This is a genomic window from Mesorhizobium sp. LMG 17147 (assembly GCF_024297145.1).
Lineage (GTDB): Bacteria > Pseudomonadota > Alphaproteobacteria > Rhizobiales > Rhizobiaceae > Mesorhizobium.
On the sequence record NZ_JANCTC010000014.1, the window covers coordinates 49023 to 75109 of the forward strand.

33 protein-coding genes are annotated in these 26087 nt (G+C 63.8%); 21 read left to right on the plus strand and 12 right to left on the minus strand.

Features of this window, described 5'->3' with window-relative positions; all coding sequences use genetic code 11:
- The first annotated feature begins 5 nt into the window (after positions 1-5).
- Positions 6-503, plus strand: a complete 498-nt coding sequence (locus NMG46_RS22125; RefSeq protein WP_254819653.1) for a GNAT family N-acetyltransferase — start codon at positions 6-8, stop codon at positions 501-503.
- Between the two features lie 187 nt (positions 504-690).
- Here the strand turns inward: NMG46_RS22125 and NMG46_RS22130 are convergent, their stop codons facing one another.
- From NMG46_RS22130 to NMG46_RS22145, 4 genes are all read right to left on the minus strand, one after another.
- Positions 691-1023, minus strand: a complete 333-nt coding sequence (locus tag NMG46_RS22130; protein ID WP_254819726.1) for a DUF982 domain-containing protein — start codon at positions 1021-1023, stop codon at positions 691-693.
- A gap of 308 nt (positions 1024-1331) precedes the next feature.
- The gene (locus NMG46_RS22135; RefSeq protein WP_254819654.1) at positions 1332-1547 is read right to left on the minus strand and encodes a hypothetical protein; all 216 of its coding nucleotides are present in this window, start codon (positions 1545-1547) and stop codon (positions 1332-1334) included.
- A 103-nt stretch (positions 1548-1650) separates the two neighbouring features.
- Positions 1651-3282, minus strand: coding sequence for a chaperonin GroEL (groL, locus tag NMG46_RS22140; protein WP_254819655.1), 1632 nt, complete (start codon positions 3280-3282; stop codon positions 1651-1653).
- A 55-nt stretch (positions 3283-3337) separates the two neighbouring features.
- Complete coding sequence (locus NMG46_RS22145; protein WP_254819656.1) at positions 3338-3652, minus strand: co-chaperone GroES; 315 nt, start codon at positions 3650-3652, stop codon at positions 3338-3340.
- 364 nt (positions 3653-4016) lie between these two features.
- Here NMG46_RS22145 and NMG46_RS22150 point away from each other — a divergent pair, with 364 nt between their 5' ends.
- Positions 4017-4286 (plus strand): usg protein, encoded by a 270-nt coding sequence (locus tag NMG46_RS22150; protein ID WP_254819657.1) that lies wholly within the window; start codon positions 4017-4019, stop codon positions 4284-4286.
- Positions 4287-4391: 105 nt separating this feature from the next.
- Here NMG46_RS22150 and NMG46_RS22155 read toward each other — a convergent pair whose 3' ends face one another.
- Both NMG46_RS22155 and NMG46_RS22160 read right to left on the minus strand, forming a co-directional pair.
- On the minus strand, positions 4392-4655 hold the full coding sequence (locus NMG46_RS22155; RefSeq protein ID WP_254819658.1) for a DUF982 domain-containing protein: 264 nt from the start codon (positions 4653-4655) through the stop codon (positions 4392-4394).
- A gap of 136 nt (positions 4656-4791) precedes the next feature.
- The gene (locus NMG46_RS22160; protein ID WP_352475551.1) at positions 4792-5004 is read right to left on the minus strand and encodes a hypothetical protein; all 213 of its coding nucleotides are present in this window, start codon (positions 5002-5004) and stop codon (positions 4792-4794) included.
- Between the two features lie 339 nt (positions 5005-5343).
- Between NMG46_RS22160 and NMG46_RS22165 the strand changes: the two genes are divergently transcribed.
- From NMG46_RS22165 to NMG46_RS22205, 9 genes are all read left to right on the plus strand, one after another.
- The gene (locus NMG46_RS22165) at positions 5344-5820 is read left to right on the plus strand and encodes an Hsp20 family protein (protein ID WP_254819660.1); all 477 of its coding nucleotides are present in this window, start codon (positions 5344-5346) and stop codon (positions 5818-5820) included.
- Between the two features lie 29 nt (positions 5821-5849).
- Positions 5850-6371 (plus strand): Hsp20/alpha crystallin family protein, encoded by a 522-nt coding sequence (locus NMG46_RS22170; RefSeq protein WP_254819661.1) that lies wholly within the window; start codon positions 5850-5852, stop codon positions 6369-6371.
- Positions 6372-6632: 261 nt separating this feature from the next.
- Complete coding sequence (locus NMG46_RS22175; protein ID WP_254819662.1) at positions 6633-7115, plus strand: hypothetical protein; 483 nt, start codon at positions 6633-6635, stop codon at positions 7113-7115.
- Between the two features lie 109 nt (positions 7116-7224).
- Complete coding sequence (locus NMG46_RS22180; RefSeq protein ID WP_254819663.1) at positions 7225-7827, plus strand: CDP-alcohol phosphatidyltransferase family protein; 603 nt, start codon at positions 7225-7227, stop codon at positions 7825-7827.
- Positions 7828-7853: 26 nt separating this feature from the next.
- Complete coding sequence (locus NMG46_RS22185) at positions 7854-9641, plus strand: bifunctional alpha/beta hydrolase/class I SAM-dependent methyltransferase (RefSeq protein ID WP_254819664.1); 1788 nt, start codon at positions 7854-7856, stop codon at positions 9639-9641.
- A 2-nt stretch (positions 9642-9643) separates the two neighbouring features.
- Positions 9644-10987 carry a phosphatase PAP2/dual specificity phosphatase family protein gene (locus NMG46_RS22190; RefSeq protein WP_254819665.1) on the plus strand — a complete coding sequence of 448 codons (1344 nt, stop codon included), beginning with the start codon at positions 9644-9646 and terminating at the stop codon, positions 10985-10987.
- Positions 10984-11412 carry a hypothetical protein gene (locus NMG46_RS22195; protein WP_254819666.1) on the plus strand — a complete coding sequence of 143 codons (429 nt, stop codon included), beginning with the start codon at positions 10984-10986 and terminating at the stop codon, positions 11410-11412. The genes NMG46_RS22190 and NMG46_RS22195 overlap by 4 nt, the downstream gene beginning before the upstream one ends.
- Before the next feature lie 8 nt (positions 11413-11420).
- The gene (locus tag NMG46_RS22200; protein WP_254819667.1) at positions 11421-12083 is read left to right on the plus strand and encodes a lysophospholipid acyltransferase family protein; all 663 of its coding nucleotides are present in this window, start codon (positions 11421-11423) and stop codon (positions 12081-12083) included.
- Between the two features lie 22 nt (positions 12084-12105).
- Entirely contained in the window at positions 12106-13041 is a 936-nt protein-coding gene (locus tag NMG46_RS22205; RefSeq protein ID WP_254819727.1) for a phosphatidate cytidylyltransferase, read from the plus strand.
- Positions 13042-13165: 124 nt separating this feature from the next.
- On the opposite strand, the gene NMG46_RS22210 is transcribed toward NMG46_RS22205, so the two are convergent.
- A complete protein-coding gene (locus NMG46_RS22210; protein WP_254819728.1) occupies positions 13166-15127 on the minus strand; it encodes an AI-2E family transporter in 1962 nt (653 codons plus the stop codon).
- Positions 15128-15443: 316 nt separating this feature from the next.
- Between NMG46_RS22210 and NMG46_RS22215 the strand changes: the two genes are divergently transcribed.
- The 3 genes from NMG46_RS22215 to NMG46_RS22225 all read left to right on the plus strand — a co-directional run bounded on the left by NMG46_RS22215 (position 15444) and on the right by NMG46_RS22225 (position 18241).
- Complete coding sequence (locus tag NMG46_RS22215; protein WP_254819668.1) at positions 15444-15734, plus strand: hypothetical protein; 291 nt, start codon at positions 15444-15446, stop codon at positions 15732-15734.
- Between the two features lie 145 nt (positions 15735-15879).
- Positions 15880-16062 carry a hypothetical protein gene (locus NMG46_RS22220; RefSeq protein ID WP_254819669.1) on the plus strand — a complete coding sequence of 61 codons (183 nt, stop codon included), beginning with the start codon at positions 15880-15882 and terminating at the stop codon, positions 16060-16062.
- A 208-nt stretch (positions 16063-16270) separates the two neighbouring features.
- Positions 16271-18241 carry an acyltransferase family protein gene (locus NMG46_RS22225; RefSeq protein ID WP_254819670.1) on the plus strand — a complete coding sequence of 657 codons (1971 nt, stop codon included), beginning with the start codon at positions 16271-16273 and terminating at the stop codon, positions 18239-18241.
- Between the two features lie 227 nt (positions 18242-18468).
- Here NMG46_RS22225 and NMG46_RS22230 read toward each other — a convergent pair whose 3' ends face one another.
- Positions 18469-18747, minus strand: a complete 279-nt coding sequence (locus tag NMG46_RS22230; protein WP_254819671.1) for a DUF2285 domain-containing protein — start codon at positions 18745-18747, stop codon at positions 18469-18471.
- 284 nt (positions 18748-19031) lie between these two features.
- Here NMG46_RS22230 and NMG46_RS22235 point away from each other — a divergent pair, with 284 nt between their 5' ends.
- Positions 19032-19295: a hypothetical protein gene (locus tag NMG46_RS22235; RefSeq protein ID WP_254819672.1), complete on the plus strand. Its 264-nt coding sequence runs from the start codon at positions 19032-19034 to the stop codon at positions 19293-19295.
- 242 nt (positions 19296-19537) lie between these two features.
- The gene (locus tag NMG46_RS22240) at positions 19538-19846 is read left to right on the plus strand and encodes a hypothetical protein (protein WP_254819673.1); all 309 of its coding nucleotides are present in this window, start codon (positions 19538-19540) and stop codon (positions 19844-19846) included.
- Between the two features lie 45 nt (positions 19847-19891).
- On the opposite strand, the gene NMG46_RS22245 is transcribed toward NMG46_RS22240, so the two are convergent.
- The 3 genes from NMG46_RS22245 to NMG46_RS22255 all read right to left on the minus strand — a co-directional run bounded on the left by NMG46_RS22245 (position 19892) and on the right by NMG46_RS22255 (position 21663).
- Entirely contained in the window at positions 19892-20497 is a 606-nt protein-coding gene (locus tag NMG46_RS22245) for a DUF6456 domain-containing protein (RefSeq protein WP_254819674.1), read from the minus strand.
- 61 nt (positions 20498-20558) lie between these two features.
- Positions 20559-21194, minus strand: a complete 636-nt coding sequence (locus NMG46_RS22250) for a GcrA cell cycle regulator (protein ID WP_254819675.1) — start codon at positions 21192-21194, stop codon at positions 20559-20561.
- A 70-nt stretch (positions 21195-21264) separates the two neighbouring features.
- Positions 21265-21663 (minus strand): hypothetical protein, encoded by a 399-nt coding sequence (locus NMG46_RS22255; RefSeq protein WP_254819676.1) that lies wholly within the window; start codon positions 21661-21663, stop codon positions 21265-21267.
- A gap of 82 nt (positions 21664-21745) precedes the next feature.
- Between NMG46_RS22255 and NMG46_RS22260 the strand changes: the two genes are divergently transcribed.
- Positions 21746-22441, plus strand: a complete 696-nt coding sequence (locus tag NMG46_RS22260; protein WP_254819677.1) for a helix-turn-helix transcriptional regulator — start codon at positions 21746-21748, stop codon at positions 22439-22441.
- A gap of 225 nt (positions 22442-22666) precedes the next feature.
- Here the strand turns inward: NMG46_RS22260 and NMG46_RS22265 are convergent, their stop codons facing one another.
- Entirely contained in the window at positions 22667-22963 is a 297-nt protein-coding gene (locus NMG46_RS22265; protein ID WP_254819678.1) for a hypothetical protein, read from the minus strand.
- A 187-nt stretch (positions 22964-23150) separates the two neighbouring features.
- Between NMG46_RS22265 and NMG46_RS22270 the strand changes: the two genes are divergently transcribed.
- The 4 genes from NMG46_RS22270 (at position 23151) to dinB (ending at position 26062) form a co-directional block, all read left to right on the plus strand.
- Positions 23151-23513 carry a hypothetical protein gene (locus NMG46_RS22270; RefSeq protein WP_254819679.1) on the plus strand — a complete coding sequence of 121 codons (363 nt, stop codon included), beginning with the start codon at positions 23151-23153 and terminating at the stop codon, positions 23511-23513.
- 72 nt (positions 23514-23585) lie between these two features.
- Positions 23586-24044, plus strand: a complete 459-nt coding sequence (locus tag NMG46_RS22275) for a GNAT family N-acetyltransferase (RefSeq protein ID WP_254819680.1) — start codon at positions 23586-23588, stop codon at positions 24042-24044.
- 99 nt (positions 24045-24143) lie between these two features.
- Positions 24144-24692, plus strand: a complete 549-nt coding sequence (locus NMG46_RS22280) for an NADAR family protein (RefSeq protein WP_254819681.1) — start codon at positions 24144-24146, stop codon at positions 24690-24692.
- Between the two features lie 128 nt (positions 24693-24820).
- Complete coding sequence (gene dinB / locus NMG46_RS22285) at positions 24821-26062, plus strand: DNA polymerase IV (RefSeq protein WP_254819682.1); 1242 nt, start codon at positions 24821-24823, stop codon at positions 26060-26062.
- The last annotated feature ends 25 nt before the right edge of the window (positions 26063-26087 follow it).

Genomic DNA, 26087 nt, shown 5'->3' on the forward strand with positions numbered 1-26087 from the left:
TGGCGATGCCTCAAATAAGAACCATGACCGAACAGGATGTTCCGGCGGTGTCGCGGCTGCTTGGAGGGTCCTGGCGACAGACCTATTCGCCGATCCTGGGTGCCGAGACCACGGCACGGCTGTCGGATGAGAGGCACGCGCCGGAGCGGCTGGCGTCCGAGCTCGGGGACGACAACAAGATGTCCTTCGTCGCCGAGCGGGCTGACGGCTCGCTCGCCGGTTATGCGATGGCAGCGATGGACGACAAGGGCGAGGTCATGCTCGAGCGGCTCCATATTGACAAAAGCGAGTACGGCACCGGTCTTGCCGCCGACCTGCTGCATGCCCTTCTTGCCGCGCACGCGGGTATTCCCAGCATCGCCCTGGAAGTGATCGAGGGCAACGACCGCGCAATCGCCTTCTATCGCAAGCACGGCTTCGAGGTCGTCGAGCGCCGGCCGGCTGCACACGGCGTGGGCGGCCACGCCTCGCTGATCATGCGCCGGCTGCTGCCGATGGCTTAGCAAGCGAAAGCGGCTGAGCGCGTAATCTCCCTCCTTGAGGGGGAGATGTCCGGCAGGACAGAGGGGGGGCGCCGCGCGTGAGGCGCCAACTTTCTCTTTCGTCCAATATGGCGCGCGCCAGGACGTACCGACCCCCTCTGTCGCCTTCGGCGAGATCTCCCCCTCAAGGAGGGAGATTGGCACTCGCTCAGGCCGGGGCGTTGACGCGCTGTGGGCGCGTTGCCCAGTCGGCAACCGTGGCGCCAGCAACGCTCTCGCCGGCAACCATCCCGTTCGTCTGCGGCGCAAGCAGGTCGTTGCGGCGGGCGAAGGCAACGAAGGTGGCGCGCGCCGTTTCGGCGTCGATCTCTCCTTCCAGTGCTGCACGGCACGCTTTTGCGGCGATGTCATGCGCGGCCGTCCGGCTCGTTGCCGGCCATTCAGCCAAAAGTGCATAGGCCTCAGCCGCGCTTTCTATCTTCGTCGGTGTACCGAGGCCGGTGAGGATGGTAACCGGCTTGTCGAACGAAGCACGATCCATGACACTCTCCTTTCCTGGCTCAATCGGCTCCTTTCGGAACTCAACCGCGCGGGCGCTTCGATCCTCGAGGGCCGCCTGCGGAACGATGCCACCGATCTGCGAGTTGGACGCAATCGGGGGCATGCCCGGCCGCGGCAGCAGCCGATGCACCTTGACCAGCGCTTCGAGCCAGGCCGCCACGCCCAGCGGCGGATGTTCGCGCCCGTAGAGCCACGCCTTTGCCTTGGCGAGCGGGTATCCCCCCTCTTCGGCGAAATCGTTTTCCGACCACCGCAGCAGGCGCAGGCATTCGCGCATCCGCGCCGCGATCATTTGCGCTCCTCCGTGCCGGCCCCCACGCGTTGAGCCGATAGAAACATCAGCGTGTAGGCCGCCTTGCGGCGGTCCCAGCCGGCCGACTCGGCCATATCCAGCAAGCCGTCGACCAAAGGCGCCAGCGCCGCCCTGCAGTCGGCTTCATAGTTGAAATCGTTTTTCGGGCGGGTCGGCGCCGCGATCTTTCCAAAACTGTCCATCATATCCATGGCAACACCTGCTCAGCATTAGTCCCGGACCGGCAAGACCGTGCCCGCTTTTGGCGGACACGGTCCATCTGCCGTTTCGAAGTCGCGCTTTGGAAGCCTGGCTTTAGAAGTCCATGCCGCCACCGCCGGGCATTACCGGCGCGCCAGCTTCCTTCTTCGGCTTCTCGGCCACCATCGCCTCGGTCGTCACCAGCAGGCCGGCGACGGAAGCGGCATCCTGCAGAGCGGTGCGCACCACCTTGGCCGGATCGATGACGCCCTGGCCGAAGAGATCGCCATAGTCGCCGGTCTGCGCGTTCCAGCCGAACGAGAACTCCTGCTTTTCGCGCAGCTTGCCGACGATAATCGAGCCTTCGGCGCCGGCATTTTCGGCAATCTGGCGCACCGGAGCCTCGATCGCGCGCCGCACGATTTCGACACCGGTCTTCTGGTCGGGATTGTCGACCTGAATATTGTCGAGCGCCTTTGCCGCCCGCAGCAGCGCCACGCCACCGCCGGGCAGGATGCCCTCCTCGACCGCGGCACGGGTGGCATGCATGGCGTCGTCGACCCTATCCTTGCGCTCCTTGACCTCTACCTCGGTCGAGCCGCCGACGCGGATGACGGCGACGCCACCGGCGAGCTTGGCCAGCCGCTCCTGCAGCTTCTCGCGATCATAGTCGGAGGTGGTCTCCTCGATCTGCGCCTTGATCTGGGAGACCCGGCCCTGGATTTCGCTCTTCGAGCCGGCACCGTCGACGATCGTGGTGTTTTCCTTCTCGACCACCACCTTCTTGGCGCGGCCGAGCATGTTGAGCGTGACGTTCTCGAGCTTGATGCCGAGATCCTCGCTGATTGCCGTGCCGCCGGTCAGGATGGCAATATCCTCCAGCATGGCCTTGCGGCGATCGCCGAAGCCCGGTGCCTTGACGGCCGCGACCTTCAGGCCGCCGCGCAGCTTGTTGACGACCAGCGTCGCCAGCGCCTCGCCCTCGACGTCCTCGGCGATGATCAGCAGCGGCTTGGACGACTGCACCACCGCCTCCAGCACCGGAAGCAGCGCCTGCAGGTTGGACAGCTTCTTCTCGTGGATCAGCACATAGGGCTCGTCGAGCTCGACGCGCATCTTGTCCTGGTTGGTGATGAAATAGGGGCTGAGATAGCCGCGGTCGAACTGCATGCCTTCGACGACTTCGAGCTCCGTCTCGGCGGTCTTGGCTTCTTCGACGGTAATGACGCCCTCATTGCCGACCTTTTCCATCGCTTCGGCGAGGAAGCGGCCGATCTCGGCGTCGCCATTGGCCGAGATGGTGCCGACCTGGGCGATTTCGTCGTTCCTGGTCACCTTGCGGGCATTGGCCTTGAGTTCGGCGACGACGGCTTCGACCGCCTTGTCGATACCGCGCTTCAGGTCCATCGGGTTCATGCCGGCGGCAACCGCCTTGGCGCCTTCCTGGACGATCGACTGCGCCAGAACGGTCGCGGTCGTGGTGCCGTCGCCGGCGACGTCGCTGGTCTTCGAAGCCACCTCGCGCACCATCTGTGCGCCCATATTCTCGAACTTGTCCTCGAGCTCGATCTCCTTCGCCACGGTAACGCCGTCCTTGGTGATGCGCGGGGCGCCGAACGACTTGTCGAGGACGACGTTGCGGCCCTTGGGACCGAGCGTCACCCTCACCGCGTCGGCGAGGATGTTGACGCCGCGCAGCATCTTCTCGCGGGCTTCGGTATGAAATTTCACATCTTTGGCAGCCATTGGATTACTCCTTCGATAGGCAGCTTCGTTGACTGGAATGCTTGTTCAGGCCCACTCAGGCAGCCTTCTTCATCTCGCCGGCGCCCTCGATAACGCCCAGCACGTCGCTCTCTTTCATGATGAGCAGATCCTCGCCATTGAGCTTGATCTCGGTGCCGGACCATTTGCCGAACAGGATGCGGTCGCCGACCTTGACGTCGAGCGGCTGCAATTGGCCGCTGTCGTCGCGCGCCCCCGGACCGGCGGCAATGACCTCGCCCTCCTGCGGCTTCTCCTTGGCGGTGTCGGGGATGATGATGCCGCCGGCGGTCTTCTCGTCGACCTCGATACGGCGGACCAGGATACGATCATGCAATGGACGGAACGTCATGTCGTTCTCCTCTCGGGACAAACAGATTTTCGAAGATCCTCCTGACCGAACCGGCAATATCGGCCCGGCACGGGGTGCGCGACCCCTTCATCAGGCATCGCGCGCATACGAACTAGTCGCGCTTTTTTCTGCTTTCAAGAGGGTCACGCAAAAATTTTAGCACTCGACGCATGAGAGTGCCAATGCACTGTAATCGTTCGCACATTAGCCGCTCTCAGCTAAAGTGCGGCTCAAATTTTGGCGCGATATTTCAAAATGCCGCCCGTCCGGAGCCGCTCGTGGCGGCGGGAACCTATGTGGAAGGCGAGGCGTTTTGCAGACCGAGATTTCAACGGACCGAGATTTCAACGGAAAGGACGATCGCATGACCAGCAGGGACTTTCAGCTCCAGATGCAAGGGTTTGGTCTTACCACGGCGGAGATCCACTACCGCCTGCCCGATCATCGGAGCCTGCTGCAACTCTATATCTGGCAGGAATACGATATTGCCCCCGATTTCCCGACGCTGAAGCATTTCCTCGATTTCTGGGAGCGCGAAATCGAAGGCCCGCTGCATTCGGTGCGCGTCGCCCATCATCACCTGATCCAGCCCTCCGAATGGCGTGCCGTAAACCGCATTATCACCGTCCACTGAGGAGCAAGCCGATCTGCCGCTAGACAGCGGGCAAAGTCTCTCGCGGTGAGGGAAAGGCAGTTGCCTTTTCCCCAACTTGTTTTGGATCTCATCGGAGGGTCCGGGCTAGCCGGCGTGGTCGACAGGCTCGCAGGCGAGCAATCCGGCGTTGCGCGCCGCCCTGACGAAGGCCTTGCGCGCATCTCGCGCGGTGCGCCAGCCGTCGAGCGCGTCGCGGCAGGCCCGATAGGCGGCGCGCCAACTCCGGCCGCGGGCACGGTCCGGCCACTGCTGACGCATGCATTCGATGGCTTCCCAACTACTGGCGACCTTGCGCTCGCTGGATTGGAATTTCAACGTGATCGGCTCGGCGAAGCGGACGTCGTCCATCACTTCCTCCTTGTTTTCTGATCGTCTTCTTGTTTGAGCAAGCAACGTCATGCTGGCGGCACCGGCGACCAGCCGGCGCCGCTGAAGGACATGGTTCGTCCCTTTGCGCGGTTCAAGAGCATCGCGGCAACAGCGGTTATTCCTCCTCGTCCGGCCCTTGCAGCAGTTCGATCAGCGTCGCTACTCTTGCCGTGGGCAGCGGTCGGCCTTCGTTCACCAGCGCCTCGTCGGCGGCGATCCAGGCCAGGGCCTCACGCAATTCCTGGACCGTCCCGTCCGTCGCCGCAATGTCGGCGATAACGGCGTCGTCGACCGGGCCCAGCACGGAAATGATCTCGTCGCGTGTCATGGTCAGCTCCATCTGCGAGTGCCGGGAATGGGCCCGGCAACACAAGAATCTGGGTCTTGACCTGCGGCAGACAATAACCGGCCGGGGAACTCGGCGTTGGCGATTGAAGCCAAACAGGCAATCTCCTGCCGGACATCTCTCACAAGTAGATTGGCAGCCTCGCCGAACCGACCAAAAACCGGCCCGAAAACCGGCAACGCGAGAGCGATCGGGGTCTTGACTTGCGGCGGACAATAACCAAATCGATGGCACCGGTCGCCGAAATGGGGCCGGCGAAACCAGGGAGCGCCAGCTCTTTGGCGCTCCTCGTATCTATGTTGCTCGATGGAGGATGTAGCTATGAGAACCGCATTCGACTTTTCCCCGCTCTATCGGTCGAGCATCGGCTTCGACCGCGTCTTCAACCTGCTGGAAAATGCGCCGCAGGCTTTCGACGCCTGGCCGCCCTATGACATCGCGCGCAGCAGCGAGAACAACTACCGCGTCACTATCGCCGTCGCTGGCTTTTCCGAGGACGACCTCGAAATCATTCATGAACCCAACCTCCTGATTGTCTCCGGCCAGCATAAGGAGCCGGACAACGCGGAGTATCTGCATCATGGCCTCGCCACACGGCCCTTTACCCGCCGTTTCGAGCTTGCCGATCACGTCAAGGTCGCAGGCGCCTCGCTCGACAACGGCCTGCTCAGCATCGATCTGGTACGTGAGGTGCCCGAGGAGATGAAGCCTCGGCGCATCGCCATCGCGACCGATGTCGCCTCGCCGAAGACCGGGCCGAAGGCCGCGCAGGTCGAAGCAAACAAGCAGGCTGCCTGAACGAACCAGTCGAGAAAGGAGACTATGCAATGGCTATTCGTGATCTCATTCCCTGGGGCCGGGAGAATAATCAGGCCCCCAGCCTGTTCCGCAGCGGCGATCGCGATCCCTTCCTGACGCTGCATCGCGAAATGAACCGCCTGTTCGACGAGGCGTTCCGCGGCTTCGACACGAGGCTGCCGTCGCTCGGTGGCTTCTCCGCTGCCGGCGCCAGCTGGCCGAGCGTCGAAATCTCCGATAGCGAAAAGGAGATCCGCGTCACCGCCGAGATCCCCGGAATGGACGAGAAAGACGTCGAGCTGCTGCTCGATGACGGTGTGCTGACGCTGCGCGGCGAGAAGCGTGAAGAGACCGAGGACAAGGACAGGCAGTTCTCCGAACGCTTCTATGGCCGTTTCGAGCGGCGTATCCCGCTCGGCTACGAAGTCGACGAAGACAAGGTCAACGCCGCGTTCCGGAACGGCGTGCTCAGCGTGACGCTGCCGAAGACGGAGCGCGCTCAGGCCAAGGCCAAGCGTATCGCCATCAACGGCGGCAACGGCAAGTCCTGATGGCTCGCAGCAGGATGACGCCCGCTTCTGCCCTGCCGGTTCCGGCGGGCAGAAGCGGGCAATGTCGATGACCCGTTCTCCCGACGCTCCGGTTCCGCCTAACCAGGCGCAGCAAGTCTTGCAGTGCCTGACGACCGAGCATTTCGTGCTGCAAAACGCTCGCGCCGCGACCATTCAGGAAGCGAACCAGCGAGCCAATCTGTTCCTGACGTCGGTCTCGAGCGCAACGATTGCCTGTCCTTCGTCGCCCAGGTCACGGAGATGGGCAGGCCGTTCGTGTTGTTCAGCCTTATCTTGCTACCTTGCCTTTTCTTCATCGGCCTGGTCACCTTCGTGCGCGCCGTGCAGGTTGCCATCGAGGACATGGTGCATGCCCGCGGCATGGCCAGGATCCGCCACTATTTCGTCGAGCTGGCGCCGGTCCTGCAAAGATACCTTGTCAACTCCACGCATGACGACCTCTCGGCGGTGCTGGTCGACAAGGGCCTCCGCCCCTCGCCGCTGCAATATTTCATGACCACCGCTGGGATGGTGGGCACGATCAACGGCGCCATCGCCGGCGCCTTCACCGGCATCGTTGTTAAGTCCGCTTTCGGCGGAGGCATGTCGCCCGGCGTGATTTGCGGGCTGGCGGTCTTCGCGACATGCATTCTCGTCCTGCGGCGTTATCATAGTCGCGCCTGGGCCACGGCCGAAGAAAGCTTGCCAGCACGGTTCCCGGTCGACAATGACAGGAAAAGCTAGCGCCGACATATCCGGATGTCGAAAAGTGGCAGGGCGCCGCCCTTGCGTCTTGCGCGCCAATTGACCATCCTCGCCAACATCATTTGCACCGCGGCCGGGGGGTTCGCACATGCCGACGCTTTATGCGCTGAAACCGGCGTTCCAGGCCAGGCTGCGGCCGCTTGCCGACGGCCTGGCCAAGGCCGGCGTCACCGCCAACCAGATCACACTGCTGGCCGCTGCCCTCTCGCTCGCCGCCGGCCTTGCGGTGGCAGCCCTTGCAGGCCGCCGCGCGGTCTTTCTGCTGATGCCGCTCGTGCTGTTTACGCGAATGGCGCTAAACGCCATTGACGGCATGCTCGCAAGGGAACATGGCCAGGCCTCGACGCTCGGCATGTATCTCAACGAGCTTTGTGATGTCGTCTCCGATCTCGCTTTGATCCTGGCCTTTACCGTCATTTTTCCTGCCTGGGGCGTCGTTGCATTCGCTATCGCGGCTATGATCGCGGAATTCGCCGGCGTGCTCGGCATCGCGGCCGGAGCTGGGCGCAACTATGCCGGCCCGTTCGGCAAAAGCGACCGGGCGCTGGCGCTTGGCATCCTCGCCGTGCTTATCGCGTCCGGCCTGTGGGTTCCGGCGCTCACGCCGCTCGTGTTTCCGGCCATGGCTACACTCTCGCTGGCGACCGCCATCAACCGGATACGCAGCGGCCTTAACGGGAGCGGCAGCTGAATTCCGGTCTCGCCAGGGAGAACAACATGCTTCACCAACAGACGGTTGCCGCGGTGGCTTCAGTCAATATCGAACGGGTGGCACAGGAGCGCAGCTTCAAGAGCCACGATGGCACAGAGATCTTCTATCGCTATTGGCCGGCGCTGTCGGAAAACCGCAAGGGCGCCATCCTGCTGTTCCACCGCGGCCACGAGCATGGCGGCCGTATGGCGCATCTGGTCGACGAGTTCCAGATGCCCGACCACGCCTTCTATGCGTGGGACGCGCGCGGCAATGGCCGCTCCGCCGGCGAACGCGGCTATGCGCCGTCGTTTGCCGCGCTGGTGCGCGACATCGATTGTTTTGTGCGCGAGATCGACAGCGACGGTTTTGCCCGGCGCGACATCGCGCTGATCGCGCAATCCTTCGGCGCCGTGCTTGCCGCCGCCTGGGTGCACGATTACGCGCCCGACATTCGCGCCCTGGTGCTGGCCTCGCCAGCCTTCTCGGTCAAGCTCTACGTGCCCTTTGCCAAGCAAGGCATTGCGTTGTGGCAGAAGCTGAAGGGCCGCTTCTTCGTGAATTCCTACGTCAAGGCGAAATTCCTGACGCATGACCCCGAGCGTATCGCCTCCTTCGACGCCGACCCGCTGATCACCCGGCCGATCGCCTCCAACATCCTGGTCGAGCTCTACGACCATGCCGCGCGCATCGTCGCCGACGGCCGCGCCATCACCGTGCCGACACAGCTTCTGATCTCCGGCAGTGACTGGGTGGTGCGGCATGAACCGCAGCACGAGTTTTTCGTCAATCTGGCGAGCCCGGCCAAGGAGCGGCATGTGCTGCCCGGCTTCTTCCACGACACGCTGGGCGAGCGCGACCGCCACAAGGCACTCGACCTGATCAGGCCTTTCCTTGAAAAGCAATTCGCGGCGTCGGAAAAGCCAATCGACCTGACCGAGGCCGACCGCGCCGGCTACACGCGCGACGAGGCCGACCGGCTGGCCTCGCCGCTGCCGCTGCTGTCGCTAAGGGGCCTCTACTGGGCAATGAGCCGCGCTTCGATCCGCATGGGCGCCTGGCTGTCGTCCGGTATGAAGACGGGGATTGCCACCGGCTTCGATTCGGGCTCGACGCTCGACTATGTCTACGAGAACGAGGCGCGGGGCATCAGCCCCATCGGCCGCATGATCGACCGCACCTTTCTCGATGCCATCGGCTGGCGCGGCATCCGCCAGCGCAAGCTGCATCTGGAAGAACTGATCGGCAGCGCCGCCGCCTCGCTTAAGGCCGCCGGCCGGCCGGTCCATATCTTCGATATCGCCGCCGGCCATGGCCGCTACGTGCTCGATGCCGTGCAGAAATGCGCCGAGCCGCCGGCAAGCGTACGGCTGCAGGATTTCTCCGAGCTCAACGTCTCGCTCGGCCGCAAGCTGATCGCCGAGCGCCAGCTGCCGGCGACCGTCACTTTCCATCAAGGTGACGCCTTCGACGCAACGATGCTGGCCGGGCTCGACCCGGCGCCGGATCTCGCCATCGTCTCGGGGCTCTACGAATTGTTTGCCGACAATACCGCGATCGGCCGCTCGCTCGGTGGACTGGCCAGCGCCATGCAGCCGGGAAGCCTGCTCGTCTATACCAACCAGCCCTGGCATCCGCAGCTCGAGATGATCGCGCGCAGCCTGACCTCGCATCGCGGCGGCCAGGCCTGGGTAATGCGCCGCCGCACGCAGGCCGAGATGGACCAGCTGGTGGCGGCCGCCGGCTTTGAGAAGCTCGACCAGCGCATCGACCAGTGGGGCATCTTCACCGTTTCGGTCGCGCGGCGCGTCTGAACATGGACTTGCCTGCCTCTGCCTTACCTGGCGATGCCCCTGCCCTTCCGGCCTTGCCGCGTGAGCGGTATCCCGGGATCGTCCTGCGCGCCGCATTGTGGCTGGCATTTCTGGCGCCGTTCTTCTACGCCACCTACGGCTTCGCCAATTGGCTGGCGTCGCGGCGCGACGATGTCGGCAGCATCGTCTTCGGCTGGGAGCATGGCATCCCGTTCCTTGCCTGGACGATTGTGCCCTACTGGTCGATCAACCTGTTCTATGGCTTGTCGTTGCTGTTGAACAATTCGAAGAGCGACGTCGACCGCCTTGCCGGCCGCTATCTGACTGCGCAGCTCGTCGCCGTCGCCTGCTTCATCCTGTTCCCGCTGACGGCAACCTTCGTGCGCCCGCAGACGAGCGGCCTGCCCGGCTTCCTGTTCGCCGTGCTCGGCGGCTTCGACAAACCCTTCAACCAGGCGCCGTCGCTGCATATCGCGCTGCTGGTCATCATCTGGGACCATTGGCGTTACAGATTGACCGGCATCGCCGGCTTCGCCTGGCATGTCTGGTGTTTCCTGATCGGCGCCTCGGTGCTGACGACGTGGCAGCACCATTTCATCGACATTCCGACTGGCGCGCTGCTCGGCCTTTTCGCCCTGTGGCTGTTTCCGCGCAACAGCGAGCTGCCGTTCACCGGCTTCCGCCTGAGCGCTGACCCGAAGGCGCGGCGGTTGGCGCTGTTCTATGCGCTCGGCGCAAGCCTTGCACTGACCGGCGCCACTGCCGGCGCGTTGGTCTCGGCGCTGTGGCTCATCCTGTTGTGGCCGGCACTGGCGCTGGCCATAGTCGCTTTCGCCTATGCCGGCGCCGGCGCCAAAGTGTTCCAGAAAACAGCCGATGGCCGCGTGTCGCTGGCCAGCCGTCTACTGCTTTGGCCCTACCGCCTTGGCGCCAAGGCCAATGTGTGGGCATGGACGCGAAAGCTTCCGGCGCATATCGTCGTTGTCGACGGTGTTTCCCTTGGCCGTTTTCCGACCGCCGCCGAAGCCGACCCTTTCGGCACGGTGATCGACCTTGCCGGCGAACTGGAAAGGCCGCGTGGCGCCTCGATCCGCTGGGTGAGCCTGCCCATGGTCGACCTTTTGCCGCCGTCTCGCCAGGCGCGTGCGCAAGCGGTGGCGGCGATCGAGGCGGCGCAGAAGCAGGGCGCGGTGCTGGTCTGCTGTGCGCTCGGCTTCCAACGCAGCGCCGCCGTGGTCGCCGAATGGCTGGTCGCCAGCGGCCGGGCCGCCACGCCCGATCAGGCGCGAGGCAAGCTCGCCGCCGCGGGCCGGCCGGTGCATCTTTGCACGGACGCACCGGCATGACCGCCTATCGTGACAGGGCCGAAGCGTTCGCTGCCGGGCTGATGGTGCAGGTGGCATGGCCGCTGCTGCTGATTGCTGCTGCCTTGCTGGCGGCGCCGGTCATCGGCCTGGCGGCTGCGCCGCAAACATCGTCGCTGTCCGCGGTAGCCTGGCTGATCGCCGCCGCAAGTGCCATAGCCACAATCATTCTCTCGGCCCTGCTTTTGTTCGACGCGCTGCTGTTTCGGCTGATGGCCAGCCACGCCAGCGAGGCAGCCGGCGACGCGGCGATCGACGACGTGCTGGCGCGCATGCGGCTGAAGTCCACGGCTGCCGGCGGCCGCTCGCTCGAGCAGCGGATGGCCGGCACGCGCCGCCTGCTCGCCAAGCAGCGTATCGCGTTCGGCCTGTTCGCGGCGGCCTCGCTCGTCGCGGCATTCTTTTGAGCCCGTCCATGACAAAGCTTCGCGTCAGCACCTATACCCTGCTGCAGACGGTGACCTCGGTCGGCCTGTCGGCGCTGGCCTGGGCGGTCACCGGCGTGCGGCCGATCTGGAACGGCAGCCAGCCATCGGACCGGCAGCGCATCTACTTCGCCAACCATGCCAGCCACGGCGATTTCATCCTGCTGTCGGCCTGCCTCAGCGAGAAGGAACGCGCCCGTACCCATGCGGTGGCGGCCGCCGACTATTGGGGCAAGACGCGGCTGCGCCGTTTCATTGCCGAGGACATGCTGTCTTCCGTGCTGATCCACCGGCAGTGGACGGATGAAACGCAGCACCCGATCTCGATCATGCTGTCGGTGCTTGACCAGGGCCATTCGCTGATCCTGTTTCCCGAAGGCACGCGCAACATGACCGACGAACCGCTCCTGCCGTTCCGCTCCGGCCTCTACAATCTGTCGATGGCGCGACCCGATGTCGAGCTCATCCCCTGCTGGATCGAGAACATGTCGCGGGTGCTGCCCAAGGGGCAATTCGTGCCGGTGCCGCTGCTCTGCCGCGTCGTCTTCGGCGCGCCGATCGCCATTCAACCTGGTGAGGAACGCCGCGCCTTTCTCGACCGCGCCCGCGAAACGCTGCTGGCGCTGAACCCCCGGCCGGAGCGAGACGATTGAGGATCAAGGCAAAATGCTGCCGATGATGCACGAAACCCTCATTCTGATTGTCGGCCTGCTGGCGGTGCTGATCAGCGCCAGCGTCGTCGCCGGCGTTTTGTCGTGGCGCGCGCCGAAGCCGTTGTCGCCGACGCTGGTCAACCTCACCCAGCGCATCAATGCCTGGTGGGTGATGGTGGTGGCGATCACCGTTGCCTTCTTCTTCGGCCGCCCCGGCATGACCATCCTGTTCGCGCTGATTTCCTTCGCCGCGTTGCGCGAATTCGTGACGCTGACGCACAGCCGCCGCAGCGACCACTGGGTGCTGCTCGGCATGTTCGGCATCGTCATCCCGTTCCAGTACTGGCTGGTGTGGACCGCCTGGTATGGCCTGTTCACCATCTTCATCCCGGTCTACTGCTTCCTGCTGATGCCGGCGATCACCGCGCTGCACGGCGACACCGAGCGCTTTCTCGAGCGCGTCTCGGCGCAGCAATGGGCGGTCATGATTTCGGTCTACTGCGTCAGCCACGTGCCGGCGCTGCTGACGCTCGATGTGCCTGGCTTCGAAGGCCGCAACCTGTTGCTGATCGCTTTCCTGATCATCACCGTGCAAGGCAGCGACGTGCTGCAATATATCTTCGGCAAGCTGTTCGGCCGGCATCTCCTGGCGCCGACGGTCTCGCCGTCGAAGACTTGGGAGGGGCTGGTCGGCGGGCTGGCGGCATCGAGCCTGCTCGGCGTGCTGCTGTCGTTTCTGACGCCGTTTTCGCCGCTGCAGGCAGCCGGCGTCGCCTTCATCGCCTGCCTGATGGGCTTCCTCGGCGGGCTGGTCGCCTCCGCCATCAAGCGCGATCAGGGCGTCAAGGACTGGGGCCATCTGATCGAAGGCCATGGCGGCATGATGGACCGTGCTGACAGCCTGGTCTTCGCCGCCCCGGTCTTCTTCCATACGGTGCGCTATTTCTGGACTGTATGAAGGTTGGCGCCGTTTGCCGCGGCGGACGGTTCAGCGCGACCTTGCGAAGATAACCTGATCCGTTTGGTTATTACCACTTTCGCGAAGCGGTAATAACCCGACCTGCCGCCGTCGTCGGCCGCGTTCATTTTGCCGCGGCGAGCGGCTCTTTCTTGCGCGCCGGCGTCAGGCGGCGCATGCGGCGTCTGGCGGTGGTCTTCAGCGCCACCGGCGGAGCGCTGGACAACGCGCCGATCACCGCGCCGACCATGCCGTGTGCGACGAAATCGGCGTTGATCTCATTGGCCAATCTGGCGTCTGCCTCCTGGTTGTCGCTGTCGGGCTCCGACCACAATACGACGCCCACCCGCAACCTTGGTTTGGCGCGTTTCAGCCGACGGACCAGGAACCGGCCGTGCTTGACGGAATCGCGGTTCAAAAATCCGACGACGACGGTATCGACGGCGTCGAGTTCAAGGCGGCGAATGCGTCCCGGTTCCAGATCGGCGAAGCTCGCCCTCAACACCGTAGCGCGCTGGACTTCGAGCACCTGCGCCAGCATGGCGGCAGCGGCGTCGTCGAGTTCGCCGCGCCCTCCGGCGCACAGCACCGACATGCCCGTGCCATCCGGCAGTTCGGTGTCGTCCTCGTCCTCCCCCTGAATCTGCTTGTCCTCGCGTACGCCGTTGTCCTCGGCTGCGGCCGTATCGTCCGCTTCCGCCTCCTCCTGCGCGCTGTCGTCGAGGTTCGCCACCATCGTCAGCGCGCTGCCGGCGACCTGCTGTCTTTGCTCATCGCTCAACACACCACGCACACGGTCCTGCTCGCCGAGCAGAAGTGCGGGAATCGCGACCTTGTCGTAGAACTCGACCAGATAGTTTTCCTCCAGCATCTCCTCGGCATGGTCTGTCGCTTCCTCGGGGTCGCCAGCCAGTAGCCGTTGGTAAAGCCGGGCGTGCGGTTCGAGCACGGGTTCGTTGCCGAACAGAACGTCGAGGAATTCGAACTGCGGCACATGGCGGCCGAGCACGACGAGGCAGACCGTGAGCGGCGTCGACAGAACCAGGCCCAATGGCCCCCAGAGCCAGGTCCAGAAGATCGCCGCCACGATGATGGCCAATGGCGACAGCCCGGTGCGCGAGCCGTAGAGCCAAGGTTCGATCACGTTGCCGGTGATCAGTTCCACCACCACGAAAAGCCCGGCGGTCCATAGCACGAGCGACCAGCCGGGCGCCACGGCCAGCGCCAGGAACAGAGGCAGCAGCGTCGCGATGACCGGGCCGATATAGGGAACGAAGCGCAGCGCCAGCGCCAGCAAGCCCCACAACAATGGATTGGGTATGCCCAGAACCCAAAGCCCGAACGTAATCGGTACGGCATAGACGATGTTCACGACCAATTGCATGAGCAGATATCGGCCGACCCGCTTGCCGGCATCCTGCAGCGCCTCGGTGGTTCGATGCAGATCGCCGTAGCCGACGAGACGTATGAAGCGATCGCGCAGGTCTTCCCGCTCGAGCAGCATGAATATGACGACCACGACGATCAGCCCGGCCGATGCCAGCGGGCTCAGCAGCGGGCCGATCAGATTCTGGAGAACCTCGAGCGGTCGTTCGCGCGCGACGATTTCGACCGGGATCGGCTCCCGCGGAGGCTGATCGGCGGCGGGTTGCACAGGTCCGGGTCTGTCGAGTTCCTGGCCGACGCGTTCGATCACCCGGCTCAATCTGGAAACGATACCGCCGCCGACGCCGGTGTCCTTGAGGGACCGGACCTTGGTCAGGATATTAGCCTGGTAAAGCGGGATGTTCTGCGCCAGTTCACTAACCTGCGTGGCGACGATGAAGGAGAACAGCGCCAGCACCGTGAATGCGCCGAGCACGCTCGCGATCACGGCAGGAAGACGCGGAATGCCGGCGCGCTTGAGTGCCGACACCATCGGTACAAGCGCAAAGGTAAGCAGCAGGGCGATTGCGATCGGCAGAAAGACCTCGCGCCCGAAATAGAGCGCCGCGACGGCCGTCACGACCGACGCTACGCTGGGCAACGATGTGTGCGGAAGCGCCCTGGCAGCGGCAACAATACCCGCCCGCCGGGGCTCCGCCAGGTGCGCGCCGTTTCGACGATTTGCCGCCACTTTATACCTCCGCCCCGCCGTCGTTATGATCGGGCATATTGAGCCGGCGTGCAACGTCGCAGCGCCTCCCCCAACTGGACACCGATTGCCTGGACCTTCGTTGGCTTTGTCGGGCTTCAGATCGGCAGCGCGGCTATTCAGTCACGGTAGAATTTTTTGCATAAATGGCGTCACGGGCAATCCTGTTCCATGTCTGCGCCAGAACGCGGAACTTTTGGGTCAAAACACCGTTCCTTCGTAGATCGCTGATGGACAACCTCAAAGCAGCAGCTCAGGAGGAATGATCATGAACATCAAGATGCTTTGCATGGGCGCGATGGCGCTTTCGATGATGACCGGCGCAGCGCTCGCCGCCGGTGCCACTGGCACTTCGGCGCTCGACGATCCGCAGAAAATGTCACCCTTCTTCACCGACGCCGGCATGAAGAGCATGAAGTCGGAAGCCGAATTCAAGACCGCATGGATGGCCATGTCCACGAGCGACCGGGCCATGGTGTTGAAGGAATGCAGCGACGCCGGCATTGCCAAAACGCATGCCGACTTCTGCAAGATGGCCAACCAGCTCGGTAACAAGTGACCGCCGGCTTCTTGCCGATGGCAATAACGGACCAAGCGAAAGGCGGGCAGGTCCGCCATTGTGCGACCTTCCAGTCTGCACCGGCGGGCGTTCAGCCATTTGATGTCGCTACGCCGGAATGTCCGCGCAATGAAGGCCACGGCTTTTGTTCGATTGCCGTGGCACCATCGGCATGGCCTGGTCGGAACGCATGTCGCGGAGTGGCAATGCCACCCCGAGCGGTCCCGTCTGCTCGCATCCCGCCGGTTGGCCTCCGCATGGCATTGCCGGCACCGGCAATCCGGGCGAGATCGAATGCAGCACCAGGCAGGTGAAGGCCTGGTGCTGAAGACCGAGTTTTTGAAAAAGGCCTGATCGCCTCGGCACCCTTCGCTTCCATATCAATCGCCTCGTGACTGAACCGCCAATGTGAGCGCCCATGTGGGAGGAGCCCGTCCCCTCGCCCTATGTTGCACTGCGTTAGATTTGTTGCATTGCAATATCGGCGCATCGGGTCGAGCCTCTGCGAAGGTGGGCATTCCTTGCACGAGGTGATTGTGTCGGCATCATTTCGGCCTGACATCGAAGGGCTGCGCGCACTGGCGGTGGCGGGTGTCATCGCCTTCCATTTTGGTCTCTCCGGCCTGCCCGGCGGCTTTGCTGGCGTCGACATCTTCTTCGTCATCTCCGGCTACCTGATTACAAAACACCTGGTTGCGGAAATAACCGAAACCGGGCGGCTGAACCTCTGGCGCTTCTACGCCCGGCGCGCCCGGCGCCTGCTGCCGGCGGCACTGTTCGTCATTCTCGCCACGCTGTTTGCTGGTTACTTCATCCTGTCGCCGGAGGAACAGGCGCTCTATTCGAAAGGCGCCATGTTCGCCTCCGCCTACATGATCAACCTCTGGCTGATCCGCTGGTCGTTCGACTATTTCGCCGCCGACGCCACCAACAACCCCTTCATCCACTTCTGGTCGCTCTCGGTCGAAGAACAATTCTATTTGGCATGGCCGGCGCTGCTTTTGATGGCCGCATGGCTGCGCCCGGGCAAGCGCACCGCTATAATCGTCATTGGCCTCGCCGGCCTAGCCTCCTTCGCCGCCTGCGCCTGGCTGACGGAAGTGTCGCAGCCCTGGGCCTTCTACTTCTCGCCGCTCAGGGCCTGGGAATTCGCCGCCGGCGGCCTCGCGACCATGGCGCCGGCAAAGATCTGGCGCGACCGGCCGCTGCTGGCCACGCTCCAGGCATGCCTCGGTCTGGTGCTGATTGCCTGGGCCTATCTAATGCTGGACGAAGACTCGCCGTTTCCCGGGGTGAATGCGCTGGCGCCTGTCGCCGGCACCGTGCTGCTGCTGCTCAGCGGCAGCGGCGGCCGCAATCTGCCGAGCGCCGTGCTGGCGCCGGCGCCCCTGCAATGGCTGGGACGGCTTTCCTATTCGCTCTATCTCTGGCACTGGCCAGTCATCGTCTACGCGGCGATGGTGGTTCCCAACCTGTCCATCCTGGACCGCTTTGCCTGCGCGGCGCTGACGCTGGTTCTGTCGATGTTCACCTATCATTTCATCGAGAACCCGATCCGCCGCAACGGCTGGCTGATGGCCGGAGCAGCGCGGGCGCTGGTGCCCGCCGTCGCGCTGACCGGCGCCGGCGTGGTCGCGGCCTATGGCAATGCGCGCTTTGCCGAGCACAATCTCAGCCCCGAACAGCACGTCATCGCCGACAGCGCCGCCCGGCTCTCCACCGTGCGCGCGACCAATGGCGGCTGCGTGCTCGATTTCGAGACCGTCAAGCCGAAGCCCTGCATGTTCGGCCGCAAGGATGCCCAGCGCTCGGTCGTGCTGTTCGGCGACTCGCATGCCGACCATTGGTCGACGCCGCTGATCAAGGCGGCCGAGAAGAACAATTTTCGCGTCGTCACCTTTCTCAAATCCTCCTGCCGGGCTTCGCGGGTGACGACCTGGAACTGGCGGCTGAAGCGCGACTACACCGAATGCGACCAGTGGCGCGAGCAGTCGGTCCAGGACATCATCGCGCTGCACCCGCAACTGGTGGTGATTTCGGAATTCTCGATCGGCAATGTGATGAAGGAATCGCCCGAGGAGTTGAAGCACGCCGATTGGCAAGCGCAGTGGCGGACGGGCCTCACCTGGACGCTTCAGGCCTTCAGCCAGGCCGGCATCAAGGTCGCGGTCATCAGAGACGTTCCCTACAATGCAAGCTACGCCGACAAATGCGTGGCGCGCGCTCTGTGGCGGGGCCAGACGCCCGCGACATGCGACACGCCGAGGATCATGGCGGCAAACGACGACATCGCCACAGTCGAGCGCGACATCGTGCGCTCGACGCCGAACGCCACTTACATCGACATGACCGACCGGTTTTGCGACCAGACCACCTGCCACGTCTTCATCGACGGCAAACTAGCCTTCCGCGACCGCCACCACCTGGCGACGCCCTTCGCCGAAACGCTGGAGCCGGCGGTGGAACGGGCGCTGTTTTCGGATGTGATGGCGGCGGCTGTGAAGTAACAGTGCGGGATCATGTCGGATCACGACCGACCAGCCCTTGGCGAGCAACCCACGCCAGGTCAGCTAAGGATGAGACCAGCCAGTAAAACGGTAAGGATAAGCGACAGCGGAACTGCAAGAAGGCAGCACAGCTCGAAAGTGTTGGCTCGCCAAGAAGTCATTGGTCGCTTTTCCATGTTGGCCTCCTCCCTCAACGGCCAGACCGGGACGGCAATTCTAGATGGTGCTCATCCCCACCACTCATCACGCAATTGGCGCAGTTCGTTCCGCTTCCTGGTCATCCATCGTGCACGCGCCAAATGTGTCGCCCACCCCCGGAAAGCCCTCTCCGGTTCCCGCTCCGGATCAATGTGCAGAACGATGCGGGCGACCTCACGCCAATCGGTTCCTTCCGCCGAAGCATCGAGCAGCCGGATATAAGTAAGCATGTGATCTTCGTCATAACCGGTCAGAACCGAAGACGTCGGCGCTGCGTTCGCGATATGAAGGTTTGGCGGCTTTAGCATTGCGACCTACCAGCACTGGCGCACCGTAGCAGCCTATGAAGAAGCCGGCGCCCTTTGATCGGAGGATGCGGATCGAGATTCGCCTCGACGGTCGACAAATGCGGGCCTCGGGCGGTGGTTCCCCGCCCAGTTGGGCTCACGCCTCACCCATCGCGATCGGGTGGACGCAATCTATGTATTTTACTATGTATTTCAGTGGAACCTAATTTAGTCGTCGCAATTATGCGTGCGTGAGAAAGCGTGAAATCCAGACCGTCACTGAAAGCCGGCTATCGCGGGATCAGTTGGCCGATGATCCAGTGATTGCAGTCGATTTGACCGAACGGATATTGCAGGCGGCCGACAACGACAGGATAGTCTGCCTCGTCGTGGCAACGGAGCAGCTGGAAGCCGACCGCATCGAGAAAGCGGAGCCTCAGGAGACCAGGATTGCCGCTAGTTTCGTCCGGGACTTTGAGGTCATGCTGCTTGTTCTTTATGCGGCCTACGCCCTCGCTGTGCTGGGTGCGACCGCCTTCGTTTTGCTGGAACTGGGCCATGTCCTATAGGTCGGTGACGGGACTGGCACCCCCCGATTGTCGCTGTTTGACGGGACACCGGGATACATACGGCGCGGACCACAACCGGCTCGAGGCTTGCGTCGACGGCCACCCTGCCGCACAGCCAGAGGCGTTTTCGCCCACGCGGCGCTAATTTAGGGCTCTAGGTTCGTGGCATCTTGCAAATTTGTGGAACGAGCCTGCCCTTCGCGGGTTTTTCTATTAGAGGGACGTTAAAGAAGGAGGTAGCTATGAAGAAGCTCCTGCTTGCCTCGGTGATCGCCGTCGCCTCGGCGGCTTCCGTGATCGGCCCCGCCAACGCCGGCGGCAGCGTCACGATCGGCATCGGCAACGGCTATGACGACGACTATTATTATCGCCACCATCGGTATTCCGATTACGACGATGAGTACGTCCCCCGTTACCGCTATGATGTCTATAACGAGGACTACGCGCCGCGCTACCGGTACCGGTACCACCGGCGCTGCCATACCGAAGTGATCAGGCACTGGCGTCATCATCACCGGATCATCGAAAGAATCCGTGTCTGCCGTCGTTGACGGATCGATCCGGCCGGTAGTGCCGGCCGGATCGGGCGGGGCTCCTCATCTTGGCTTGCGCATCAGCATCATGCCGTAATGCACGGCCAAAATGTCGAGCCCGATCTTGAGCAGTTTCACCACCACGTCGCGCGGCTCGCCCGCCTGTTCGGCCAGGCTTTTGACCGTTGCGTCGGCACAGCAGACCTTTTGCACGATGCCGGCGATCTCCCAATGGACAAGCGCCCTGGTGGCCTCCGCATGGTCGCGGCCGGCGGACAGGATGTGTTCTGCGACGCCGCTGCCGGTGCGGCCGCCGTCGACGCGCTCGGCCCAAGCCATCGGCTTGGCGGTTGCCTCCGACGAGTTGCGGAAATCCTGGCGGTAGCGCATCCCCGCCTCGCGCTGCTGGCGCGACAGCGAGGTGAGGCCGCTCAGCGGGTCGACATTGCGCACCCGCACGATGCCGCCGGTCGCGGTGTGGCCGTCATTGGAGACCTCATAGACGCGCGCCGCCTCCTTCGTTCCTTTGGCCAGCCGCTTACGGCCGAACCTGTCGTCCTTCAGCGCGAAATCATGGCCGATCTCCTTGCGGATGCGCACCTGCTCGGCCTCGCCTTTCGGCAATCGCGGCAGCCTGGCTTTTGTCTTTTGGGCGGTTTTGTTGCTCATCGGCTCGGTCCTCCTGTTTTTCTGTCGTCGGGCTCTGTCGAATTTCCGTCATCCACTGGGCTCAAATCGTTTCGGCCGGCAGCGTGCGCAGGAAGCGCGCCGCGTGATAGGCGCAGTAACTTTTCGAAGGCTTTGTGCGCAGCCCGCAGCACAGCATGTCTAAACCGGGGCGACTGCCGGGGGCATCGTTCTCGGCATCCTCCTGCAGCGTCGTGTCGAGCGGCGCGCGGCAACGGTCGAACAGGCAATCGATGAAGCGCATGGCGGCGGAATGTGGCTGGCGGCCGCCGGCGGCGATCGGGCGCGGCGCCGGCATTTCGAGCGGCTCGCCATCGGACCCGGTGATCCGAGCCGGACCCGGCTGCCAGGCCGGCGGCGCCAGCCTGGCCGACAGCCTTGCGGGGCGGCAGCGTGGCTCGGCCTTCGGAGCGGCCTCCGCTTGGCTTGCGGCATTTGATGGCTCAGGCGCCGAATCTCCGAGCCGGCCGCCCGAGCGTCCGCCACACCGGCCCTTGGATCTGGCAAGGCCGATGGTGCGCAAACGGGCGGTGCGGTGGACGATGCCGATGATGGCCGCGCGTGAGACCGGGCTACCACGCTGCGCACCGAGCCTGGTGGCGATCTTCGCGGCCGACAGCCCGCTCATCAACCAGTTCTTGATTTGTTCCAATTCAGAGGCGGAATAGCGGGCGGCCATGATGTTTTATTCCCTGCAAGGGTGGTTGTGTGTGGCGCCGGCTTCGCCGGCTCTCAGGCTGGAAAGCCGATCAGCCTTCGCGTGGCCTGCTACGATCGAGCTTCATCTCGGCCGCCTGCCTGGTTGCGCCGGAGACTGCCTTGCCCATCCGCTTGTCGAAGGCGATGACCGTGCCGTCTTCGGTACGGATCCAGGAAACCGCGGCACCCGCGTTGCCGGTCGACGGGTAATTCGTAGCCGGAGCCGTGAGGGGAACGGCTCCGGCCGTTCCGGCCGCTTGCGCTGCCGGATCCGAGGCGCGAGCCTCGGGCATAGCCCCGGCCGGGGAGGAGGACAGCCGCGACGAAGGGGAAAGGTTTGGCACATGCATGGCCTTGGCGATCGGTAGCGCTACCGCCTCCAGGCGACCGCTGCCGGCGCGCTGAAGGGATGATTCGAGGACCGAAAGCTGGTGAAGCGACTTGTGCATGACCGTATAAGAGCATAACTCAAACACTAATGCAAGCGATTCTTGCATAGACGAAATCGAATCTTATGCCTCAGATGGAGCCATGGCGAAAACTGCACTGTCGATCAAGGTCGGGGCGGCGATCCGCCGGGCGCGCAAACAGCGCGGCCTGGTGATGCGCCACATTGCCGAGCACAACGACACCGACGTCGCTGCCGTCGGCAATTGGGAAACCGGGCGCAACCTGCCCAAGACCGAGAACCTTTTGAAGACCGCCGCCTTCCTGCGCGTCGACCCGGTGGCGCTCGGCAAGGGCGAGGTCGTCTTCCTCGAAGATGCCGGGCCGGTTGCCGATGCGGAGATCGTCACCGATCCTGGCCCCCTGCCCGCCGGGCCGATGGATATCCAGCTTCTCGGCACCGCCGTCGGCGGCGACGATGGCGACTTCACCTTCAACGGCCAGCCGGCCGGCTATGTCCAGCGGCCGCCGGGGATCCGGCATCTGCGGAACGTGTTTGCGCTGCACGTGCTGAGCGATTCGATGGTGCCGCGCTACGAGCCCGGCGAGATGATCTATTGCGGCGGCCGCGAGGCCGTGCCCGGCGACCATGTGGTGATCGAGACGCTGCCCGAAGAGAACGAGCAAAACGGCAAGGCCTTCATCAAGAAGCTGGTCAAGCGCACCGCCGCTGAGTTGATCGTCGAGCAGTACAATCCGCCCAAGACGCTGACCTTCAACCGCTACGCCATCAAGAACGTCTTCCGCGTCATCCCGCTCAAGGAACTGCTGGGGTATTGAGGAGGGAGCTTTCCCTTCTCCCCTTGTGGGAGAAGGTGGATCGGCGCACAGCGCCGAGCCGGATGAGGGGTGCTGGAGGAAACTCGGCGTCAAAAATACGGAACGATTTTTAGAGCTTTACGTCTTCCTAGTAGCGATCCGTCCAACACCCCTCATCCGACCGAGCTTCGCTCGGACACCTTCTCCCACAACAAGGGGAGAAGGGAAGAGCAGTACGCCCTCCCCTCAAGCCCGCATCGACTGCTCCGGCTCTCGACCGTTGAGCAGGCGCGCCTCGGCGCGCACCCGTTGCCGGTCGTCGATGAAGGCGGCCTGGATCGAAACGGCGGCGCCCGGCAGGCCATCGGCACGGCAGGCCTTGCAGATGAGGCGCCCCGAAAGTGCTGATAGCGGTGTCTCCGGCCTCACCCCATGCCGCTTGAGCTCGGCCGGCTTCCACCACCTGTTACGGCCGCAATCGATGCACTCGACGGCAATCGAGACGACATCGGCGATCGTCGCTTCCTTGCCCGCCAATGCCATAGTCCATCCCCATTGTTCCTGATTTGTTCACATCATTATCGGTTTTCGGGGCGGAGTCGAGTCGGTTCCGCTTATATCAACGTTAAAGTTTCTCTTGTTCGATTATTTGAGTTATGCTTATATATCATGGGGGCTGGAATCGGCGCGAGCCACAGAACCGCAGCCGGCCGGCAGCAAGGGAGCGACGATGAACCCAGCCCAGTTCGCCCATGCCTGCGGCTATAGCGGCGACAGGCCGGCCATGCTTGCCGCTTTCGCGGCCATCCGCCAGGACGGCATCCGCAAGGCACGCCAGGGTCATCGCCAGCGCAAGGCGGCGATTGACCAGATGAAGCCGAGCCGCGCTCTGTTCCTGGCGGCGATCCGCCCGGCGCAGACAGCCGAGGAGGCACTCGAGGACGCCGCCCGCTTCCTGTCGATGTTCCGCAACATGCCGCGCTGGCGGCAGGAAAGGCGCGCCGCCGACCTCGCCCGTGCCAGACAGCAGCGCCTCTTCGCCCGCTTCTTCCGCCGCTACGGCCACCGCCTCTGGGCGTTCGAGATCACCTGAAGGCGCGGGCCTTCCCTTGCAAGTCAAAACGGATATTGCGATCCCCGACGTCGCACCGTATGTCTTCGCGCGATGAGCGAGATCGAATTCCGTCGCGCGCAGGCGCCCGACCTGCCGGCGATCGTTGCAATGCTTGCCGACGATGTGCTCGGCGCAGACCGGGAAGACCCATCCACGCCGCTTGCGCCATCCTATCTCGATGCCTTCAGCGCAATCGATGCCGATCCCAACCAGTTGCTGGCCGTGGCTGTCGAGGCCGGGCAAGTGGTCGGGACCCTGCAACTCACCTTCCTTCCGGGTATCTCCAGGAAGGGTGCCTGGCGCGGCCAGATCGAAGGCGTTCGCGTCGCCCGGCAATGGCGCTCGCGCGGCGTCGGCAAACTGATGGTCGAATGGGCGATTGAAACGTGCCGTTCGCGCAATTGCAGCTTCGTCCAACTCACCACGGACAAAGGTCGACGGGAGGCGCACGCCTTTTACGAGCGCCTCGGTTTCACCGCCAGTCATCTGGGCTACAAGATGGCGCTGTAGATCAGCATTTCATCGCATTCAGCGCCGACTGCTCATCTTCGCTACCCCACCCTGGATGGAGCATTGACAAGCCGGCCTATCGCCTTGCTCCATTCGCCCATGATTTACGACCGACCGTGGCTTGAAAAAGCCTTTCGCGCAAAGCCCCGGCAGAAGTTTCTGTTCTTCTGGGGCCATCAGCCGTCCAAGGACGGCCGCATAACCGCGTCGTGCTTCAGCCAGTGGTGGCATGCGCCCTTTACCATCGATGGCCTGAGCTATCCGACTGCCGAACACTGGATGATGGCCGAGAAGGCACGCCTGTTTGGTGATGCTCAGACCGCAACGCAAATCCTCAGGGCGGCGAGCCCCAAGCAGGCAAAGCAGCTTGGCCGGCAGGTAAGCGGCTTCGATGGGGCCAAATGGGACACGAATAAATATCGCATCGTGACTGAAGGGAGCTTTCAGAAGTTCCGTCAGAACGCGGCGCTGTGCGAATATCTGTTGTCGACGCATGACCGGGTGCTGGTCGAGGCGAGCCCTGTCGACCGGGTGTGGGGTATCGGCCTTGCGGCGGATGATGAGAGGGCGGCTAACCCGCTGCTGTGGCGCGGCGAGAACCTGTTGGGATTCGCGCTGATGCAGGCCCGGGACCGGCTGCGCGGCTGAACATTGGCACCCGCTCGTCATCAGCGGCAGCTTCCGCTGCTTGACAATGCGCGGGCAATGTTCTCTTTATGTTCCTATCATAACGCGAGACAACGCGGCGTTCGAGCCGCCGCGAGCGAACGGGCCGGATGGAAGCCAACATCCTCCACGCGGATCTGGATGCCTTCTATGCCTCGGTCGAACAATTGCTCGACCCGGCCTTGCGCGGCAAGCCGATTGCCGTCGGCGGCGGGGTAGTGCTTGCCGCATCCTATGAGGCCAAGGCGTTCGGCGTGCGCGGCGGCATGCCGGGACGGCGGGCGCGGGAACTCTGCCCGCAACTCATTTTCGTCGGCGGCCATTTCAAGGACTATCAGCGGCTGGGCGATGCGGCAATCAAGGTGCTCGGCGATTTCACGCCGGTGGTCGAGCGGATTTCGATTGACGAGGCCTTTGCCGACGTCGCCGGCTGCACCCATTTGTTCGGCGCGCCCGCCGAGATCGCTGGCAAGATCCGCCGCCGCGTGCGGGCCGAGCTCGGCCTGCCGATCTCGGTCGGAGTGGCCCGCACCAAGCATCTGGCCAAGATCGCCTCACAAGTGGCCAAGCCCGACGGGCTCGTGGTGGTCGATCCGCGCCACGAGCTGGAATTCCTCCATGAGCTGCCAGTCGGGCTGATGTGGGGCGTCGGCCCGGTCACCAGGGAGCGGCTGGCCGGTATCGGCGTCAACACCATCGGCGAGTTGGCGAAGACCAACAGTGGCGCGCTGGAGCGCCTGCTCGGGCCGGCGGCGGGAGAGAAATTGAATGCGCTGGCGTGGAACCGCGATCCGCGCAAGCTTGAGACGCAGCGCCGGGCGCGCTCGGCCGGCGCGCAATCGGCGCTCGGCCGAAAATCGGCCGACGAGCAGGTCTTCGTCCCCGCTTTGCTGCATCTGGCCGACAGGGTCGCCACCAGGTTGCGTGCGAAATCCCGGCCCGGCCGCACGGTGACGGTTCGTGTCCGCTTTGCCGATTTGCGCTCGGTGACACGCTCGGTCACGCTCGACCAGCCGATTTCGGCAACCGCCATGCTGGCCGAAATCGCCGTGGCGCTGGTGCGCAAGGTGCTCATCGACCATCCGCACGAAAAGACCATCTCGCTGCTGGCGATCGCCGTATCGCATCTGGAGCAGCATGCCGGCCTGCAACTGGAACTGCCGCTCGGGCTCGACGACGACCGCCGCCGCCCCGGCACCCGGAAGGGCGCGGCGCGCTGGATCGCGGATCGCGCCATCGACAAGATCCGCGACCGCTTCGGCTGGGAGGCGGTCGGCTACGCCTCGGTCGCGCTCGGACTACAGCGGTCGGTTCCCGACGCATTTCGGGAGCTGGCCGAGAAGGAATTGTGAGTTGCGCGGCGGCGGCGAAAAAAAG